General features: G+C 72.4%; 10 protein-coding genes and 1 tRNA gene. 1 reads left to right on the forward strand and 10 read right to left on the reverse strand.

Annotation, left to right across the window (positions count from 1 at the left end):
- Window positions 1-276: 276 nt before the first annotated feature.
- Complete coding sequence (locus ACFULQ_RS30895; RefSeq protein ID WP_383550257.1) at window positions 277-735, reverse strand: DUF3052 domain-containing protein; 459 nt, start codon at window positions 733-735, stop codon at window positions 277-279.
- 655 nt (window positions 736-1,390) lie between these two features.
- Between ACFULQ_RS30895 and ACFULQ_RS30900 the strand changes: the two genes are divergently transcribed.
- Window positions 1,391-2,635, forward strand: a complete 1,245-nt coding sequence (locus ACFULQ_RS30900) for a M23 family metallopeptidase (RefSeq protein ID WP_383550259.1) — start codon at window positions 1,391-1,393, stop codon at window positions 2,633-2,635.
- 362 nt (window positions 2,636-2,997) lie between these two features.
- Here the strand turns inward: ACFULQ_RS30900 and ACFULQ_RS30905 are convergent.
- The 9 genes from ACFULQ_RS30905 to ACFULQ_RS30945 form a co-directional block, all read right to left on the reverse strand.
- Window positions 2,998-3,071, reverse strand: a tRNA-Thr gene (locus ACFULQ_RS30905).
- Between the two features lie 107 nt (window positions 3,072-3,178).
- Window positions 3,179-4,753 (reverse strand): alpha/beta hydrolase, encoded by a 1,575-nt coding sequence (locus ACFULQ_RS30910; RefSeq protein ID WP_383550263.1) that lies wholly within the window; start codon window positions 4,751-4,753, stop codon window positions 3,179-3,181.
- A 154-nt stretch (window positions 4,754-4,907) separates the two neighbouring features.
- Window positions 4,908-6,113 carry a DNA polymerase III subunit delta' gene (locus tag ACFULQ_RS30915; RefSeq protein WP_383550265.1) on the reverse strand — a complete coding sequence of 402 codons (1,206 nt, stop codon included), beginning with the start codon at window positions 6,111-6,113 and terminating at the stop codon, window positions 4,908-4,910.
- 228 nt (window positions 6,114-6,341) lie between these two features.
- The gene (gene tmk, locus ACFULQ_RS30920; protein ID WP_383550267.1) at window positions 6,342-9,566 is read right to left on the reverse strand and encodes a dTMP kinase; all 3,225 of its coding nucleotides are present in this window, start codon (window positions 9,564-9,566) and stop codon (window positions 6,342-6,344) included.
- Between the two features lie 125 nt (window positions 9,567-9,691).
- Window positions 9,692-12,520, reverse strand: a complete 2,829-nt coding sequence (gene topA, locus ACFULQ_RS30925; protein ID WP_383550269.1) for a type I DNA topoisomerase — start codon at window positions 12,518-12,520, stop codon at window positions 9,692-9,694.
- Between the two features lie 246 nt (window positions 12,521-12,766).
- Window positions 12,767-12,964: a hypothetical protein gene (locus ACFULQ_RS30930; RefSeq protein WP_383550271.1), complete on the reverse strand. Its 198-nt coding sequence runs from the start codon at window positions 12,962-12,964 to the stop codon at window positions 12,767-12,769.
- 298 nt (window positions 12,965-13,262) lie between these two features.
- Window positions 13,263-16,070 carry a protein kinase gene (locus tag ACFULQ_RS30935; protein ID WP_383550273.1) on the reverse strand — a complete coding sequence of 936 codons (2,808 nt, stop codon included), beginning with the start codon at window positions 16,068-16,070 and terminating at the stop codon, window positions 13,263-13,265.
- A gap of 425 nt (window positions 16,071-16,495) precedes the next feature.
- A complete protein-coding gene (locus tag ACFULQ_RS30940; protein ID WP_383550275.1) occupies window positions 16,496-18,028 on the reverse strand; it encodes a methyltransferase in 1,533 nt (510 codons plus the stop codon).
- A 171-nt stretch (window positions 18,029-18,199) separates the two neighbouring features.
- Complete coding sequence (locus ACFULQ_RS30945; RefSeq protein WP_383550277.1) at window positions 18,200-18,820, reverse strand: small secreted protein; 621 nt, start codon at window positions 18,818-18,820, stop codon at window positions 18,200-18,202.
- Window positions 18,821-18,972 lie beyond the last annotated feature (152 nt).

An 18,972-nucleotide genomic window follows, 5' to 3' on the forward strand; every position in this document is an offset into this window, starting at 1 on the left:
TGCAGGGGGTCCGGTGGAGAAGGGTTCGGGGCAGAGGGGTCCGGGGCTGAGGCGTCCGGGGAAGAGGGGTCCGGTGGAGAGGCGTCCGGGGCCGAGGGGTCCGGGGCCGAGGCGTCCGGGGCGTCCGGGGCAGAGGGGTCCGGTGGAGAAGCGTCCGGTGGAGAGGCGTCCGGTGGAGGGGGGTCGGGTGGAGAAAGGGCAGGTGCAGAGGGGGTCGGTGCAAGAAGGGTCGGGTGGAGGAGGCTGGGTGTAGCGGACCGGCACCGACCCCGCCCCTCACGCCCGCCGGTTCTCCTTCCGGCGTACGAACTTCAAGCCCGACCAGTCCTCCCCCAGTGCCGCGACCTTCACGTCCACGACTCCGAGCGGCAGGAAGATCTCCCGCAGCGCGTTCTCCGTGATGTCGCTGACATGGCCGGCCGCCCTCCGCGGCCAGGCGATCCACAGCGCGGCCTGATCCGCGAGCTCCTCGACCAGCCCGGGCGCCTCACCCGCGAGCCTCGCGTACTCGCGATGGAAGGCGACCACGACATCCGCCCCGCGCGGACCACCGGCGGCGAGGTCGCAGTCGTCGGGCAGCCCCGGGATCTCCCACCCGTCGGGCGCGTCGGAGAGCCGTACCCGGTGCCCCGCCTTGATGCCGAGCTTCTTGGCGAGGGGCGTACCGGAGTAGCCGCCCGCCGACCCCGCTCCGGTTCCGGAACCGGACCCCGCACCCGCACCCGCACCCGCCATACGGCACCTCCACGCCCCAGTCCAGCCGCCCTGATCCGACCCTCCCCAGCTTGACGGTCCGGACGGAGGATGTCCCTCAAGGACACCGGAGTCACGAGGGCTCAAAGGGCCGACCCCCTAACGCACCAACCGTGCGAGAAGCGTGGCAAGGTCCGCCAGGAACTGAAGCCAGGGCCGGGCCTGCTCCGCGCGCCGACCGAACCGTCTGCGCCAGGCCCCGGCCCTGACCACCTCCCGCCGCTGAATCGCCCTGTCCCGCACGCGTCGTAAGGACGCGCCGCGACTCGTGCCGATGCGCTTGCGTCGCCTCATGACGGGACGTTAACCGGGCCGGTACGGCGGCCACAGGGCAGCGGACCGCCAAAGCGGGCAGCCGGTTATTGGAGGTAACCCGTAAACCGGCGCCGGACAGGGCCCGTTGAGCCGAGCAGACCAACGACAGACGACTGACCACACGCCGCCCACCACACCAGCCCGAGGCGCCTCACCGCTCCGGGCCCACTGCCCCACCCAGCGCCCAATACCCCTACACAGGAACCGAGTTGTGGCCAATCAATAACTCATAGACAGCCACATTTCCCACCCCGGTGAGCCAGCAGACCACCATTCCGGAATGCTGCGCCCACCCGCAACTCCCCACCGAAAGGCCCCCCACATGCCGCAGTCCCTGTGGAAACGCCACAGCCTCGTGGTGGCCGCCGGCGCCGCGTGCGTCCTCGTCAACGGCAAGGGCATCGGGCCGTTATGGCTCATCGGGCTCGCCCTGCTGGTGACAGGTCTGCTGATGCGGCGGGCGATGACGCGTGCCCAGCGCCCGCCGAGCGAGGAGGCCCCGCCGTTGGCACTGGACATCCCCGTCGACGGCCGCTGGATGGCCCGCAACGGGCCCGCGACCAAGGTGCCCAGCCACACGCACCACCTCGCCCAGACCTACGCCATCGACCTGGCCCGCCGGCCGGCGCCGGAACCCGTGTGGCTGTGGCCGCTGACGCGGCGCCCCGAGTCCTACCCCTCCTTCGGGGAACCCCTGCTCGCCCCGGCGAACGGCCGGGTGGTAGCCGCCACGGACCGTCAGCGTGACCACTTGACGCGTACCTCCCTGGCCGGCCTGCTCTACGTGCTGCCGGAGAGCTTCGTGCGCTCCCTCGGCCTTCCGCGCCACCTGCTCGGCAACCATCTGATCCTCGACTTGGGCAACGGGGCGTACGCCGTCTTCGCGCACCTGCGGCGCCACTCGCTGAAGGTGGCAGCAGGGGACCATGTGACGGCCGGTCAGCCACTCGCGGAGTGCGGCAACTCGGGCAACTCCTCCGAGCCCCACCTGCACTTCCAGCTCATGGACAGCCCTGACATCACCTCCGCCCACGGCCTGCGCTTCACCTGGCGGTACCAGGACGACGCCGGCCACGAGCACGAAGGCGTACCCGCCGACAACACCTGCTTCGTCCCCGTCCGGCGCGCACCCGCCGACTCGTCGGACCCTACGCGGCGTCATAGCCGCGATCGAGCGCGAACCGAACCGACCGGACACGGCCGTCAGGGGCGAACTCGCCGAAGACGAAGACCTCCCGCGGCGGCGCCAGACTCCCGTCCCGGCTGGTGGTCCAGCGAGCGCGAAGCTGTAGCCCTCGCCCTCGCGCAGCGTCTCGCGCACGTCCACCGGATAGGCGTGGCCCAGCTTGCGCCCCTCCTCCAGCGCCTTCAGGACGCCCGAGCGCTGCATCACCTGTCGCCCGACCTGGTGCAGCGCGTCGGGGGTGGGGAAACGGTCGTGCGCCTCGGCGACCGGCACCGTCACGTCGTCGCGCAGACAGTGCGCCGGGTCCTGGGCGGGAGTCGGTTCCTCCGCCTCGGCGGGCGGCGGTGCGAGGTACCCGGCGCGGGCGGGCCTCGCTGTTGAACGGCTGGTCCCGGTCCCTTCCCGACCAGCCGGGCCAGGTGGCGTACCGGGCGCCGGCGCGGCGTCCTTCCACGGTCACTTCAGGGACGTACAGCTCGTACGACGACCCGAGGGAACGCCGGGAGCGAAGGCGGCGACCCGGTGGCGGCTTCACCCGCACGATCAAGTCGACCCTCTCCGGCCCGGTGGAAGGCCTGACCATCCCACTCCCGGCCTGACCTTCCGCACGAGACAGCACCTTGAGTCGACACCGCCGGCAGGCCCCGGCAACCGCCCCCAGTCCCGAAAAGGTCTACACCACTTTTGAGTCTCGAAACGAAGAAACCCCAGGTCGGATGCGATCCGATCTGGGGTTTTCACAGAGCCGCCTTCGGGATTCGAACCCGAGACCTACGCATTACGAGTGCGTTGCTCTGGCCATCTGAGCTAAGGCGGCGCGCTGTCCGCACTATGGTGCGATCAGCAACGTCGGTAAGTCTACACAGTTTCCAGGGGTGCTCCGCACCAGCCCTGGAGGCACCCCCGGAGGGCCCGTCGGCGGGGCTACGAGCAGCGTTTCCCGTTCGCCGGAGCGGTCCCGCGGAGCAGGTACGCGTCGATCGCGGAGTCGATGCAGGCGCTGCCGCGACCGTACGCGGTGTGGCCGTCGCCCTCGTAGGTGAGCAGGCGGGCCGAGGTGAGCTGGGCGGCCAGGGAGCGGGCCCAGCGGTAGGGGGTGGCCGGGTCGCGCGTGGTGCCGACCACGACGATCGGGGCCGCGCCCCGCGCCTCGATGCGGTGCGGCTCACCCGTGGCCCTGACCGGCCAGTACGCACAGCTGAGGGAGGCCCAGGCGAGCCCCTCGCCGAAGACCGGCGATGCCTTCTCGAAGGACGGCAGCGCCCTCTCGACCTCCTCCGGGGTGTCGTAGGAGGGGGGCAGGTCGAGGCAGTTCACGGCCGCGTTGGCAGACATCAGGTTGCTGTAGCGGCCGCCGGCGTCCCGCTCGTAGTAACTGTCGGACAGCACCAGGAGACCGGCGCCGTCCCTCTCCCTCATCGCCGATGTCAGCGCCTCCCGCAGCTGCGCCCAGGAGCTCTCGTCGTACATCGCCGCGATCACCCCGGTGGTGGCGAGGGCCTCCCCGAGCCTGCGGCCGTCCGCGTCGCCGGTGGGGATCGGGTGCGCGTCCAGCTTCCTGAAGAAGGCCTTGAGGTTCCGGCCGACCTCGGCGGTCGTCGTGCCCCTCGTGCCGAGCGGACAGTCCGGCTGCTGCACACAGTCCTTCGCGAACGACTGGAACGCCGTCTCGAACCCCGCCGTCTGGTCGAGGTTCATCCGGCGCGCGGGCAGCGAGGGGTCCATCGCCCCGTCCAGCACCAGCCGCCCGGCGCGGTCGGGGAACAGTCCCGCGTACGTCGCCCCGAGGAACGTCCCGTACGACGCCCCCACGTAGTTCAGCTTCCGGTCGCCCAGCACCGCCCGCACGACGTCCATGTCCCGGGCCGTCTCCACCGTCGACACATGCCGCAGCAGCCCCGGCGAGTGCGCGCCGCACGCCTCCGCGAACTCCTTGTAGGCGTCGACCAGTTCGGTGGTCTCGTGCGCGTCGTCGGGGGTGGTGTCCGTCTGGGTGTACGTGTCCATGTCCCGCCCGTCGAGACATTCCACGGCCTCACTGCGGGCGACCCCGCGCGGGTCGACCGCGACCATGTCGTACCGGGCCCGGACCGTCGCCGGGTAGCCGATCCCGGCGTACGCCTGGAGGTAGCCGCTCGCCGAGCCGCCCGGTCCGCCCGGGTTCACGAACAGCGACCCGAGGCGCTTGCCCGGCCCGGTGGCCTTCTTGCGGGTGACGGCGAGACGGATGTCTCCCCCGGCCGGCTTGTCGTAGTCGAGCGGTGCCTTCAGCGTGGCGCACTCGAAGCCGGGGACCCCGCAGCTGCGCCAGCGCACCTTCTGTCCGTAGTACGACGCCAGCGCGGCCAGTGTCGCCGTCGGCAGCGCGGCCGGCGTCACGTCGGCGGCCGAGGTGGCCGTACCCGTCGAGGCGCTGGCGGAGCAGGCGGAGGCGAGAAGTGCCGCGGCCAGAAGGATGCCGCCGGTGCGGAGGGTGCGGGAGCTGCGCCTGGTGTGCATCAGGCGAGAGTAACTCTGCGCAGTTTCCTGATCGCAATCCGTGTGCACAAAGCCTCGTACGAGTGACGTGGTCAACCCTCCCCGGGTTCTCAACCCGCCCTGCGTTCTCAACCCGCCCTGCGTTCTCAACCCGCTCCCGAGGACCGCGCCGTCCTCAACCCGCTCTGAGTGCCATCGCCATCGCCTCCACCGCGAGCAACGGGGCTACATTGCGGTCGAGCGCCTCGCGACAGGCGCCGATCGCCTCGATGCGCCGCAGGGTGCTCTCCGGTGAGCTGCCGCGGGCGAGCCGCTCCAGGGTGTCCTCGGCGTCCGCGTTGGCGATCGCCACCCTCGAGCCGAGCTGGAGGGCTAGGACGTCGCGGTAGAAGGCGGTGAGGTCGGTCAGCGCGAGGTCGAGGCTGTCTCGCTGCGTGCGGGTTCTGCGGCGCTTCTGCTTGTCCTCCAGGTCCTTCATCACGCCCGCCGTACCGCGCGGCATCCGGCCGCCCTGCACGGCACCCATCGCCGCCTTCAGCTCCTCCGTCTCCTTGCCGTCCATCTCCTCGGCCAGCTGCTTGGCGTCGTCGGCCGCCGCGTCGACCAGCTCCTGGGCCGCCCTGAGGCAGCCGCCGATGTCGTCGATGCGCAGGGGCAGCTTCAGCACGGCGGCGCGGCGCTCGCGGGCGGCCGGGTCGGTGGCCAGGCGACGGGCCCGGTCGACATGACCCTGGGTGGCACGGGCTGCGGCCATCGCCGCGGCCGGCTCGATGCCCTCCCTGCGCACGAGCATGTCGGCGACGGCGTCGACGGAGGGCGTGGACAGGTTCAGGTGCCGGCAGCGGGAGCGGATCGTCGGCAGGACGTCCTCGATGGAGGGGGCGCACAGCAGCCACACCGTGCGCGGGGCCGGTTCCTCCACGGCCTTCAGCACCGCGTTGGCCGACTTCTCGTTCAGCCGCTCGGCGTCCTCGACGAGGATGATCTGCCAGCGGCCGTTCGCCGGCGAGGTGAAGGACTTGCGCACGGTGTCCCTCATGTCGTCGGCGAGGATCTGGGTGCCGACGGCGGCCACGGAGGTGACGTCGGCGTGGGTGCCGATGAGTGCCGTATGACATCCGTCGCAGAAGCCGCAGCCCGGCACTCCGCCGAGCGCCCGGTCCGGGCTGACGCACTGCAGCGCGGCCGCGAAGGCCCTCGCCGCCTGGTTCCGGCCCGCACCGGGCGGTCCGGTGAACAGCCAGGCATGGGTCATCTTCGACGCCTCGGGCGGCGGGGCGTCGGTGGCGGCGGCGGTGACCAGGGCGTCGGCGTCCCGAGCGGCAGCGCCGAGCTGCTCACTCACCCTCTCCTGGCCGACCAGGTCGTCCCATACGGTCATGGGTTGCGCCGCCCTTTCGTCATCCTTCGTGCGTCGGATCCATTGTGCGGGCGAGCACTGACAACGGCCGACGGTCGGGTGTCGGGTGCGGGTGCGTGGGGGCTGGTCGCGCAGTTCCCCGCGCCCCTGGGTGGGTGCCACGAAGGCACGTCGGGCTGTACCCACCTGTCTGGGGGCGCGGGGAACTGCGCGACCGGCCCCCACCGACCCGCACCCGACAACAGACCGCTACCGCCCCCGACGCCGCCGTCCCCGATCATCCCCGTGCTCGTCGTCATGCGGTCCGAGCAACTCGTCCGCCAGCGACGGCAGATCGTCCAGCGGCGTCTCCTCGGCCCAGTCCGACCGCGGCCTGCGCCGAGGCGTGCCCTGCTCGTCGACCTGCGGCAGCTCCCGGGTGCGCTGCTCGTCCCGGAAGTACCCAGGCGGCACCCGATCCGAAGGCCCGTCCCCCGACACCGGAGGCAGCACGGCCGTCTCGTCAGCCGCACCCGGCGGAACGGGAGGCAGCACCGCGGTCTCATCAGCCGCACCCGGCGGAACCGGAGGCAGCACCGCGGTCTCATCAGCCGCACCCGGCGGAACCGGAGGCAGCACCGCCGTCTCGTCCGCCGCCCCCGGAGGAACCGGCGGCTGCGGAAGCTGTGCCGTCACCTCGGACTCGGAGACCTGACCGGAGTCCTCGGAAGACCCCTCGTCGTCCTTCTCCATCGAGACCCGCGGCAGCACCGCCGTCTCGTCCACCGGCCCACCCGACGCGTTCGTCGGCGTCACCACAGGCGTCGGCACGGTCGCCGCGTCCAGCCCCGCCGCAGGGGTCGCGGTCTGCTTCGGTCCCGCCTCCGCCGCCGCGGTGGCCGTCTCGGCGAGCCGCCGCGCCTCCTCGGCCCGCAGCAGCGCCTCCTCGGCCTTGCGCTGCTTCTCCAGCCGCCGCTCCTCGGCCTCGGCACGCAGCCGCGCCTCCTCCTCGGCCTGCTTGCGGGCGGCTGCCTCGCGGGCCTTGCGCCGGGCCTCCTCCTCGGCGCGGGCCTTCTCCTCGGCGAGCAGCCGGACCCGCTCCTCCTCGGCCCGCTTGCGCGCTTCCTCGGCCCGCAGCCGGGCCTCCTCGGCCTGCCGCTCGGCCTCGCGGCGCTGAGCCTCCTCCAGCTCGCGCCGCTTGCGCTCCTCCTCCTCGGCCTTCAGCCGGGCGAGCTGCTCCTGGCGCTCCCGCTCCAGTCGCTCCTCCTCGGCCTTGCGCGCGGCCTCTTCCTCGGCCTTGCGCCGCGCCTCTTCCTCGGCCTTGCGGCGGGCCTCCTCCTGCTCCCGGATCTCCTGCTCGGACAGCGGCAGCATCTGGTCGAGGCGATGCCGTACGACAGTGGTGACGGCCTCGGGCTCCTGGCCCGCGTCCACGACCAGGTACCGCCCCGGGTCGGCCGCGGCGAGCGTGAGGAATCCGGACCGCACGCGTGCGTGGAACTCCGCCGGCTCCGACTCCAGCCGGTCCGGCGCCTCGGTGAACCGCTCGCGGGCGATCTCGGGCGAGACGTCGAGCAGGACGGTCAGATGCGGTACCAGGCCGTTGGTCGCCCAGCGGTTGATGCGGGCGATCTCCGTCGGGGACAGGTCGCGCCCGGCGCCCTGGTAGGCCACCGAGGAGTCGATGTACCGGTCGGAGATCACGACCGCGCCGCGCTCCAGCGCGGGCCGGACCACGGTGTCCACGTGCTCGGCACGGTCCGCGGCGTACAGCAGCGCCTCCGCGCGGTGCGACAGTCCGGCACTGGAGACGTCCAGCAGGATCGACCGCAGCCGCTTGCCCACCGGGGTCGCCCCCGGCTCGCGCGTGACCACGACCTCGTGGCCCTTGGCCCTGATCCACTCGGCGAGCGCCTCGGCCTGGGTGGACTTCCCGGCCCCGTCACCGCCTTCCAGCGCGATGAAGAAACCCGCGGCTGCGGGCACCGTCACCGGGTCGTCCCCGCCGAGCAGCGCGTCCCGCAGATCGTGCCTGAGGGGTACCCCGGAGCGGTCGTCGACCTTGGCGAGCACCAGCGCCGCCACCGGCAGCAGCAGCGCGCCCACCAGCATCAGCGTGAACGCGGCGCCGCCGTGCGCGAACACGAACTTGCCGTTCTCCAGCCGGTGCGGTCCGATCACCGCGGCCACCACGGGCGCGACCAGCGCGCCGAGCGCCACGCACACGCGTACGACCGCGTGCAGGTGCTCGGTGATGCGCGCCCGCCGGTACTCCTCGGTCTCCTGGTCGAGCAGGGTGTGCCCGGTGTTGGCGGCCACACCGGCGCCGATTCCGGCCAGCACCTCGATCAGCAGCACGGTGGTGAGGTCCGGGACGAGCCCGGCGGCCAGCAGGGCGATGCCGGTGAAGGCGATGGCCAGCGCGAGCAGCCGGCGCCGCGACAGCGAGACCAGCACCTTGGGCGCCGTACGGACACCGACGACGACTCCGCCGGTCAGCGCCGCCACCATCAGGCCGTACGTCACCGGCCCGCCGCCCAGCTCCGTGGCATGCAGCACCGCGACGGCCACGGCGGCCGCAATCGCCCCGGCGACGGCCGCGCAGGCCGGCACCAGCAGCGGGATCGCTCCGGTACGGCCCTTGTCGACACCGGTGCCGGTCTTGGGCCGGCGCAGCCCCTCCAGCGGCGAACGCGCGCGTGGGGTGCGGGTGTCGGGCAGCTCCAGGAAGGTCAGCACCGACAGCGAGGCGGCGAACAGACCGGCCGCCACGTACGAGGCGAGGGCCGCCTGGTGCTGGCCGAACCAGTCGATGCCGGAGCCCAGCAGGTTGTTGAGCAGGCCCGCGGCGACGAGCGCGGCGGCGGCGAGCGGGATCACCACGAAGGTCGTGCGCAGCGACAGCCGGCGCAGCGCGTCCAGGTGGTCCGGCAGCGGCCGTACCGTCGCCCCCTCCGGCGGCGGAGCCGGCAGCAGGGCGGGAGCCGCACTCTCGCGGCACACGGTCCAGAAGCGCTCGGCGACACCCGACACGAAAGCGGTCACCAGGAGCATCGCGAGCGCGTTCTCCGGCGTCCAGTCGATCCACAGGGGCGCGACGATCAGCAGCGCGACCCTGAGGCCGTCCGCGCCGACCATGGTCCAGCGGCGGTCGAGCGGCCCCTCCTGCGAGGTGAGCGAGGTCAACGGGCCGAGCAGGACGGCGCCGAAGAGCAGGGTGGCCAGGATGCGTGTGGCGAAGACGGTCGCCACTGCGAACGCCACGCCCCGGTAGCCGCCGCCGAACGAGCCCTGGGCGATCGCCGCCTGAAGGGCCAGCAGGACCAGCACCAGGAGCGCGAGGGTGTCACCGATACCGCCCACTAGTTGGGCGCTCCACAGGCGTTTGAGCTGGGGCCTGCGCAGCAAGGCGCGGACGGCGCGCTCGCGGGAGTCCGCGACCAGGGCGTCGTCGGGGGCCGGATCAGGGGCCGTTGGCTGCTCCGCACGGGTCATGCGTTCAGCCTATCGGGAGCCACCGACAGCCCGGTGGGCCCGCCCTGACATGCGCACGTCCCGACACCAAAGTGATGCCGGGACGTTCGCATTGCGAAGCCTGAGTGGAGCGACCTGGCCGAAACTCAGTCCTCGGACGCCGCCTTCGACGCCGTCGCCTTCTTCGCGGCGGCGGTCGTCTTCTTGGCGGCCGTCTTCTTCACCGCCGTGGTCGTCTTCTTCGCCGCGGTCTTCTTGGCGGCCGTCGCCTTCTTGGCCGGGGCCTTCTTCGCGGGCGCCTTCTTCGCCGTCTTCTTGGCGGGGCCCTTGGCCCGCTTCTCGGCGAGCAGTTCGAAGCCGCGCTCCGGAGTGATCGTCTCGACGCTGTCGCCGGAGCGCAGGGTCGCGTTGGTCTCCCCGTCGGTCACGTACGGCCCGAAGCGGCCGTCCTTGACCACGACCGGCTTCTCGCTGACCGGGTCGGTGCCCAGTTCCTTCAGCGGCGGCTTGGCGGCCGCGCGGCCACGCTGCTTGGGCTGCGCGTAGATCGCGAGCGCCTCTTCGAGGGTGATCGTGAAGAGCTGCTCCTCGGTCTGGAGCGAGCGCGAGTCGGTGCCCTTCTTCAGATACGGCCCGTAGCGGCCGTTCTGCGCTGTGATCTCCTGGCCCTCCGCGTCCGCGCCGACCACCCGCGGCAGCGACATCAGCTTGAGCGCGTCCTCAAGAGTCACCGTGTCCAGGGACATCGACTTGAACAGCGAGGCGGTCCGCGGCTTCACGGCGTTCTTGCCGGTCTTCGGGGTGCCCTCGGGGAGCACCTCGGTGACGTACGGGCCGTAGCGGCCGTCGCGGGCGATGATCTGGTGACCCGTCACCGGGTCGGCGCCGAGCTCGAAGTCGCCGCTCGGCTTGGCGAGCAGCTCCTCCGCGAGCTCGACGGACAACTCGTCGGGAGCCAGGTCCTCGGGCACGTCGGCCCGCTGGTGGTTCTCGGAGTCCTTCTCGCCGCGCTCGATGTACGGCCCGTAGCGGCCGACCCTGAGCACGATGTCGTTGCCCACCGGGAACGACGACACCTCGCGCGCGTCGATCGCGCCCAGGTCGGTGACGAGCTCCTTGAGGCCGCCGAGGTGGTCCCCGTCGCCATTGCCGGCGTCGGCCGCGCCGCCCGCGGCAGTGCCTTCGCCGAAGTAGAAGCGCTTCAGCCACGGCACGGACTGCGCTTGGCCGGCCGCGATGCGGTCGAGGTCGTCCTCCATGCGGGCGGTGAAGTCGTAGTCGACGAGCCGCCCGAAGTGCTTCTCCAGGAGGTTGACCACGGCGAAGGACAGGAAGGACGGGACGAGCGCCGTGCCCTTCTTGAAGACATAGCCGCGGTCGAGGATCGTGCCGATGATCGAGGCGTACGTCGACGGACGGCCGATCTCCCGCTCTTCGAGCTCCTTGACCAGGCTGGCCTCGGTGTAGCGGGCCGGGGGCTTGGTGGCGTGCCCGTCGACCGTGATCTCCTCGGCGGAGAGCGCGTCGCCCTCGCTGACCTGGGGCAGTCGGCGCTCGCGGTCGTCCAGCTCGGCGTTCGGGTCGTCGGCACCCTCGACGTAGGCCTTCAGGAAGCCGTGGAAGGTGATCGTCTTGCCGGAGGCGCTGAACTCGACGTCCCGGCCGTCGGCGGCGGTGCCGCCGATCTTGACCGTGACGCTGTTGCCGGTGGCGTCCTTCATCTGCGAGGCGACCGTGCGCTTCCAGATCAGCTCGTAGAGCTTGAACTGGTCGCCGGTCAGGCCGGTCTCGGCGGGCGTGCGGAAACGATCACCCGAGGGGCGGATCGCCTCGTGCGCCTCCTGCGCGTTCTTGACCTTTCCGGCGTACGTGCGCGGGCTCGACGGCAGGTAGTCGGCGCCGTAGAGCTGGGTGACCTGGGCGCGGGCGGCGCTGATGGCCGTGTCGCTGAGGGTCGTGGAGTCCGTACGCATATAGGTGATGAAGCCGTTCTCGTACAGCTTCTGCGCCACCTGCATGGTCGCCTTCGCGCCGAAGCCGAGCTTGCGCGAGGCCTCCTGCTGGAGGGTCGTCGTACGGAACGGGGCGTACGGCGAGCGGCGGTACGGCTTGGACTCGACCGAGCGGACGGCGAACCGCGTCTGCTCCAGGGCGGCGGCGAGCGCGCGGGCGTTCGCCTCGTCGAGGTGGAGGGCGTTCGCAGTCTTGAGCTGTCCCAGGGAGTCGAAGTCACGGCCCTGCGCGACCCGCCTGCCGTCGACGGTCTGCAGGCGCGCGACCAGCGACGAGGGGTCGCTCGGGTCCCCGGCGCGACCGGTGGCGAAGGTGCCGGTCAGGTCCCAGTACTCGGCGGAGCGGAACGCGATGCGCTCGCGCTCCCGCTCGACGACGAGCCGGGTCGCGACCGACTGGACGCGGCCGGCCGACAGGCGCGGCATGACCTTCTTCCACAGGACCGGCGAGACCTCGTAGCCGTAGAGGCGGTCGAGGATGCGGCGGGTCTCCTGGGCGTCGACCAGCTTCTGGTTCAGCTCGCGCGGGTTGGCGACGGCGGCCTGGATCGCGGCCTTGGTGATCTCGTGGAAGACCATCCGCTTGACCGGGACCTTGGGCTTGAGGACCTCCTGGAGGTGCCAGGCGATGGCCTCGCCCTCGCGGTCCTCATCGGTGGCGAGGAAGAGCTCGTCGGAGTCCTTCAGCAGGTCCTTGAGCTTCTTGACCTGGGCCCGCTTGTCGGCGTTGACGACATAGATGGGCTCGAAGTCGTGCTCGACGTCCACGCCGAGCCGGCGTACCTCGCCGGTGTACTTCTCCGGCACCTCGGCGGCGCCGTTGGGGAGGTCGCGGATGTGCCCGACGCTCGCCTCGACGACGTATCCGGGCCCGAGATAGCCCTTGATCGTCTTCGCCTTGGCAGGCGACTCGACGATGACGAGTCGGCGGCCGCCCTGTGCGGTCTCGCTGGTCGGGGACAACTTCGCTCTTCTCTCCGGTCGACGCTGGGGTATCCCCAGGCCTTGGTTCCCGGGGTCGGGTCATGCTGACGCTGCGGAGTGTGACGGTACATCCCGCCCCCGTGTCAAACGGGAAAAGCCCACAACGGCCACTCGAACGGTAACCCGACTACCGCCATTCCTGCCGCCCGGAGTCCTCACCGGCCTTTTCGGGCTCATCCGGAGGGTGATCTCCCAATTACCGGTCGAGCCGCTCGCCGAAGCCTCCTAGAGGCGGGTGAGGCACCATACGCCGAGGGCCAGCGCGAGGAGCGCGGCGAGGGTCGCGACGGTCGCCGATGCGACGGGACTCACACCGAGGGCGACGGGCCGGCGATGGCGCACCCGGGCCGCGGTCCACACCAGCAGCCCGCCTCCGAACAGGGCGAACACCAATCCCGCGAAGATCGCCGATCCGCTCTCCATGGCTCCCCGTGCCCCTCTTCTCCTGTCCGCGCGTGCGCCTTCCATGGAGACTGGCACGCGCGGACGGCGGCCAGGCGAACCCCGGGTGAACGCCGTGCCGACACGGTCGAGGACTCCCCCGGCCGATGCCTGCCGAGCGCCCGGCCACTGCCCCGGTCGCTCGCGGATTCCGTCAGGTTCACGCCCGGTTCTCACCCGGATCCCACACGCGTGTGACCGGGTGCGCAGGTGTCCGGGCCCGGCGGCGACCCGGATCCGGTCCGTCGGGTGCCGAAAACCGACCGGATTCAGACCGGATTCAGACCGCGCCGGGCGGGGGTATCTTCCCGCTCGACTTCTTGTTGTCGGTCAGGCTCACCGTGCACACGATCTTGTTGAATCCCTTCTTCCAGTCGTCCTCGTCGGCCACCCAGCCGTATACGAGTCGCTCCTGACCGGGCGCCCAGGTCGACTCGAATTTGTTGCCGCACAACTTGGTCGCGTTGTCGGTTCCCTTCTTGTAGGTCATTCCGGCCGGGGCCTGGACGGTGCCGATCACCTGGTCGGTGTGAGGCTTGGAACAGTCGGTGAGCGGTGCTTTGTAGCCGTCGTCGAGCTGCTGGTAGACCCAGCAGTCGCCGAGGCTCATCTGACCGACCCACAGGTCCGTGCCCAGGTCCCGGAAGCGGCCGACCTCACCGCCGATCGCGGCATGGCGGCCGAGCACGAGACACGCCGTGCCCCGGCCCGCCTTGCCGAAGCCCTCCTCGGTCGGCAGGACCGCGTACCCGGCCGCGTCGGGCAGCGCGTCCACGACGGGCCGGCTGAGGTTCGCGCAGCGTTCGGCGCCGCGGGCCTTGGCGTCGGCGAAACCGGTGGCCGTGTCGACCGCCACGACCTGGCCGTCCGGCCAGTCGTCCGCGCAGTCCACGACCCCCAGATTCGGCGCCGACTTGAACGGCGTCCCCGACCACACCGCCTGCACGCAGTCACCGGCCTCCAGGGGCTCGTCCAGCCCGACGACATCGCCGTACGGCAGCACGGGCCCGGCGGGCGACGCCCCCTGTGACGCACTCCCCCTGGCACTCGGGGACGACTTGGCCACGGCGTCCGTGTCCCCGTCACCCCCGATCAGCGCTACGACCCCCCAGACCCCGCCCCCGACGACCAGCAGCACACCGACGACGAGCGCGAGCAGCGCGAGCCGCTTCTTGGCGACGGGGGTGGGGGCGGGAGGCTGCGCCTGGCCTCCGGGGCCAGGGGGGCCGCCGGGACCTACGGGACCGCCCGGGCCACCGGGGCTGAAGGAGCCGCCGGGACCGAAGGGGCTGCTGGAGCCGCCGGGAGCTCGGGGGCCACCCGGGCCACCGGGGCCTCCCGGACCGCCGGGGCTGAAGGAGCCGCCCGGACCGAAGGGGCCGCTGAAGCCGCCGGGTCCCCCAGGACCGCCGAGGGCGGCGGGCGGGCCGGTGATGGTGGGCATGCCCGGGTCGGGGGGCCACCCGGGGGTGTGGGAGCCACTGGGGGTAGGGGACTCGGCGGGGGTGCCGGGCGCAACAAGGCCTGGAGCACCGGACCCACCAGGGCCGGGGATGCCGGGCCCGCCAGGCGTATCCGGTCCACCCGGAGCGCCCGGCCCGCCGTATCCGCCAGGTGGCCCGCCCGCGTACCCCTGCGAGGACCCACCGCCGTCGTACGCTCCCGGCGCCCCGCCGCCGTAGGGCTCACCGGCGTAGGGACCAGCAGCCGCACCTCGCGCATAGGGTCCGGCCGAAGCCCCACCCTGCGTGTACGGACCCGCCGAAGCCCCACCCTGCGCATACGGCCCGGCCGCCCCTTCCTCGCTCCGATACGGCGAACCAGCCCCCCGCGCATACGGGTTGTCGGTCCCAGGCACCTGCCCAGCCGGCGGTGGCCACGCGTTGTACGGCGACGGTGGCCCCGAGCCCGGTGTCGCTCCCGGCGTGCCCGGTCCGCCGGCGCCGGAGTCGCCCTCCGCCGAACCGCCGCCCCACGCAGGGCTCGCATCGGATGAACCCCCGCTTCCCGACGCCACCGGGCTCCCGACACCGACCCCCGGCGCGCTCGGCGTCGGAAGCACACCAGGCCCGCCCAACTCGCCCGGCCCGCCCGGCGTCGGAGGAGTCGGCGCCGGACCCCACCCGCCGACAGCCGGCCCGAACCCTCCCGCCGGGGAACCGAATCCACGGCCCGCCGCGCTCCGGGCACCCCACGCCTCCGCCTCTCCCGCCGCTCCCCGCACGGCCACCACCCGCTCCAGCCCCCGCCGCACCGCCTCCGGCGAGAACCTGCGCACGGGGTCCTTGACCAGCAACCCCAGCAGCACCGGGGTGAGTTCGCCGGCCCGGACGGGCGGGGTGGGGTCCTCGCCCAGCAGGGCCGTCAGCGTGGCGTACTCACCGTGGCGGTCGAAGGGGCCGCGTCCCTCGACGGCGGCGTACAGCGTGGCGCCCAGGGAGAACAGGTCCGCGGCCGGCGTCGGCGGCTCGCCCCGCGCGCGCTCCGGGGCGAGATATCCCGGCGTGCCGAGGATGCCGGCGGTCGCGGTGAGCCGGGGTTCGCGGGACTCGGGCTGGAGGGCGATGCCGTAGTCGGTGAGCAGCACGCGCGCGTAGGGGTCACCCGAAGAGTCCGGCGCCAGAAGGATGTTGGCCGGTTTCACGTCCCGGTGCAGAATGCCGACCCGGTGCCCCGCGGTGAGCGCGTCGAGGACGGCGAGACCGACCCGGGCCGCCTGCTCGGGCGACAGCGGCCCGGAACGCCGTACGACCGCCTGGAGGTCCACCGCGTCCGGCACGTACTCCATGACGATCCAGGGCAGCCCCTCGTGCACCACCACGTCATGCACCGTGGCCACATGCGGGTGGCCGCGCAGCCGCGCCGCGTGTCGCGCCTCGCTGCGGGCGCGGGCGATGCGCTGGGCCGTCTCGCCCTCGTCCATCGGCAGGTCCGGAAGCGCGATCTCCTTCATCGCGACTTCGCAGGCCAGCTCTTCGTCGTACGCCAGCCAGACGCGGCCCATGCCGCCCGCGCCGAGTGTGCGCGAGAGCCGGTAGCGGCCGTTGATGATCCTGTGCTCGCCGTGATCCGGCGTCTCCCCCGCCATCACGCCTCCCCCCGAGACCCGAAGCCAGAGACAGCGCGCCTCCCCCGAGAACGCGTCAGTTCTGTCCCTCGAAGGTAGCCTCGCACGCCCCACTGACAGGAGGCCTTTTCGGGGCCAATCCCACCAGACCGGGCACAGGAGCCCCAGGGGTACGGGGACGCCTCAGCGGGCACACCCCGCCGAGTTCACGGGGACTCCCGCGGGTTCACGCACACCCCGCCGAGTTCACGGGGACTCCCGCGGGTTCACGGGGACTCCCACCGACGTCACGCGAGCCCCGCCAGGTTCATGCGGACGCCCACCGGGTTCACGCGAGCCCTCGCCGGACTCACGCGGCCGCCGGACTCACGCGGCCGCCGGGCTCACGCGAGCCCCTGCCGGATTCACACGAGCCCCCGCCAGCCCCACGCGGCCCCCCGCCGGCCTCACGCCGGCTCCAGGAACCCCTGCTCCACCAGCACCCGGATCTGCGCGGGCGTGCGGTCGCGCAGCAGGATCGGGTCCTCGCCCATGAGCTGGGCGATCGCGTCGAGGATGCGGCCGGCGCTCAGCGAGCCGTCACACACCCCGGCGAAGCCCGCGCCGACCGTGTCCACCTTGGTGGCTCGGCGCATCCCCCGGTGCTGGCGCAGCACCACGTGCTCGGGGTCCTCCGCTCCGGGCAGTCCGACCTGCTCCTGGACGATCTCGGGCACGAGCTTGAAGTGAGCCTCCAGCAGGGCCGCGTCGTCGTGGGCGCGCAGATAGTCGAGGCGGGCGAAGTGCGCGCGGACGGTGTCGCCGAGCGGCTGCTCGACCGGGTGCGGCCATTCCTCGACGGTGATCGAGGGCACGGCCGAGCCGGTCCTGCGCAGGGTGATCCAGCCGAAGCCGACGGCCTTCACCTTGCGCGCCTCGAACTCGTCGAGCCAGGCGTCGTACAGCGCCTGGTACTCGGCCGGGTCGCCGCGGTGGTCACCGGCGTCCCTGAGCCACAGCTCGGCGTACTGCGTGACGTCCTGCACCTCGCGCTGCACGATCCACGCGTCGCACCCGCGCGGCACCCACGACCTGAGCCTGTCCTGCCAGTCCTCCCCCGCGACGTGCTGCCAGTTGGCGAGGAACTGCGCGAACCCGCCCTCGTTCAGCAGCTCCCCCGCCCCCTGAACGACCGAGCGGCACAGATCGTCCCCGCCCATCCCGCCGTCGCGGTACGTCAGCCGGGCGCCCGGCGAGATCACGAAGGGCGGGTTCGAGACGATGAGGTCGTACGTCTCCCCCTGCCGGAGCGGCTCGAACAGAGAGCCCTCCCGCAGATCGGCGGCCGGGGCGCCGGAGAGCGCCAGCGTGAGCGCGGTGATGTGCAGCGCGCGCGGGTTGAGATCGGTCGCCGTCACGCGCGTGGCGTGCTGCGCGGCGTGCAGGGCCTGGATGCCGGATCCGGTGCCGACGTCGAGGGCGGACGAGACGGGCGTACGGACGGTGATCCCGGCGAGGGTCGTGGAAGCGCCGCCGACCCCGAGGACGACACCCTCCTCACGGCTCCCGATGCCACCGGCGCCGCCGACGGCACAGCCCAGGTCCGACACGATGAACCAGTCCTCGCCGTCGGGCCCGCCGTACGGCCGTACGTCCACCGTCGCGGCCACCTCGTCGCCGCCGGCCCGCACCAGCCAGCCGCTCTCCAGGCACGCGTCGACGGGCAGAACGTCCGCCACGCGCGCGTGGGGCACCGGCTGCTGGAGGAGGAACAGGCGTACGAGCACCTCCAGCGGGGTGTCCCCGCGGGTCGCCCGGAGCGCGGGCACGGTCTCGCTGCGCGCGAGCGCCGCGTACGCGGGCGCACCGAGCAGTTCGAGCAGCCCGTCAGCGGTGAAGGACGCCCCGAGCAGGGCGTCCCGCAGCCGGGCGGTGACGTCGGTACCGCCGGAGGCGGCAGCGGGAACGGCGGGCAGCGCGGGCAGACCGGAGATACTCACGCCCCCATTGTGGCCCGCCCGGACCTACGGCACGCCGTCTCCGCCCCTGGCACCAGCCGCCGACACGCCGTCTCCGCCCCTCGCACCAGCCGCCGGCACGCCGTCACCAGCCCGCCGGCACACCCTCACCGCGGCCCACGCCGCCCGGCGCCCGGCACCCGGCGCCCGCTCTCAACTGTCCGTCGCCGGCGCCGAGGCCACCGGTGACCCCGAGACCTGCTTGCAGCCCGCCTGGTCGGCCAGCGCCTGCTTGGTGTCGCCGGACTCCAGCTCCTTCAGCGCGTTCAGCGCGGTCTGGCGCTGCGTCTCCACCGACTGCATCTTCGCGGAGACGTCCTTGAGACCGGTCGCGAACTTCCCCTGGTCCTTGGTGTTAAGCCCGTCCACCTGCGTCTTCATGTCGGCGTAGGCCGCGGAGAGGACCGTGAGCTGCTTGACGGCGTCCTGGAGCTTCTTGGCCCCGTCCTCGGCACCGGGAGGCGCGCCGGCGTTCTGGATGACCGTGGCGCGCGCCTTGTAGCCGTCCGACAGGTCCTGGAAGGCCTGGGAGTCGGCCTTCTGGAGCTCCGCCGGGGTGCTCTCGGTGTCCTCGGCCGCCTTGGTGATGGCGTCGTAGGCGGCCGTGATCTTCTTGTTCTGGGCGGGCACCAGGTCGCAGACCTTCTTGGCCCAGGCGTCGAGTTCCTTGTTGTCCTTGCCGCCGCCGCCGCATCCCGACAGCGCCAGTACCAGTACCGCACCGCCGGACAGTGCGGCCGCGAGCTTCTTGTTCACCGGATTGGTCCCTTCCATGGCCTCTCGGCCACCGGACGTTACACGGGACGGGCACCGGATCCACACGCCGAATGACGTAAATGTGGCATTTTGCTGGCGTTTGCCCCACGGGAGAGAAGCCTCACGGCCGCAGGGCGCGCACGCGACGCGGCGGGCGGGCGGCGCATGAA

Origin of the sequence: Streptomyces sp. NPDC057253, assembly GCF_042669125.1 — a bacterium.
In the GTDB taxonomy this organism is placed as follows: domain Bacteria; phylum Actinomycetota; class Actinomycetes; order Streptomycetales; family Streptomycetaceae; genus Streptomyces.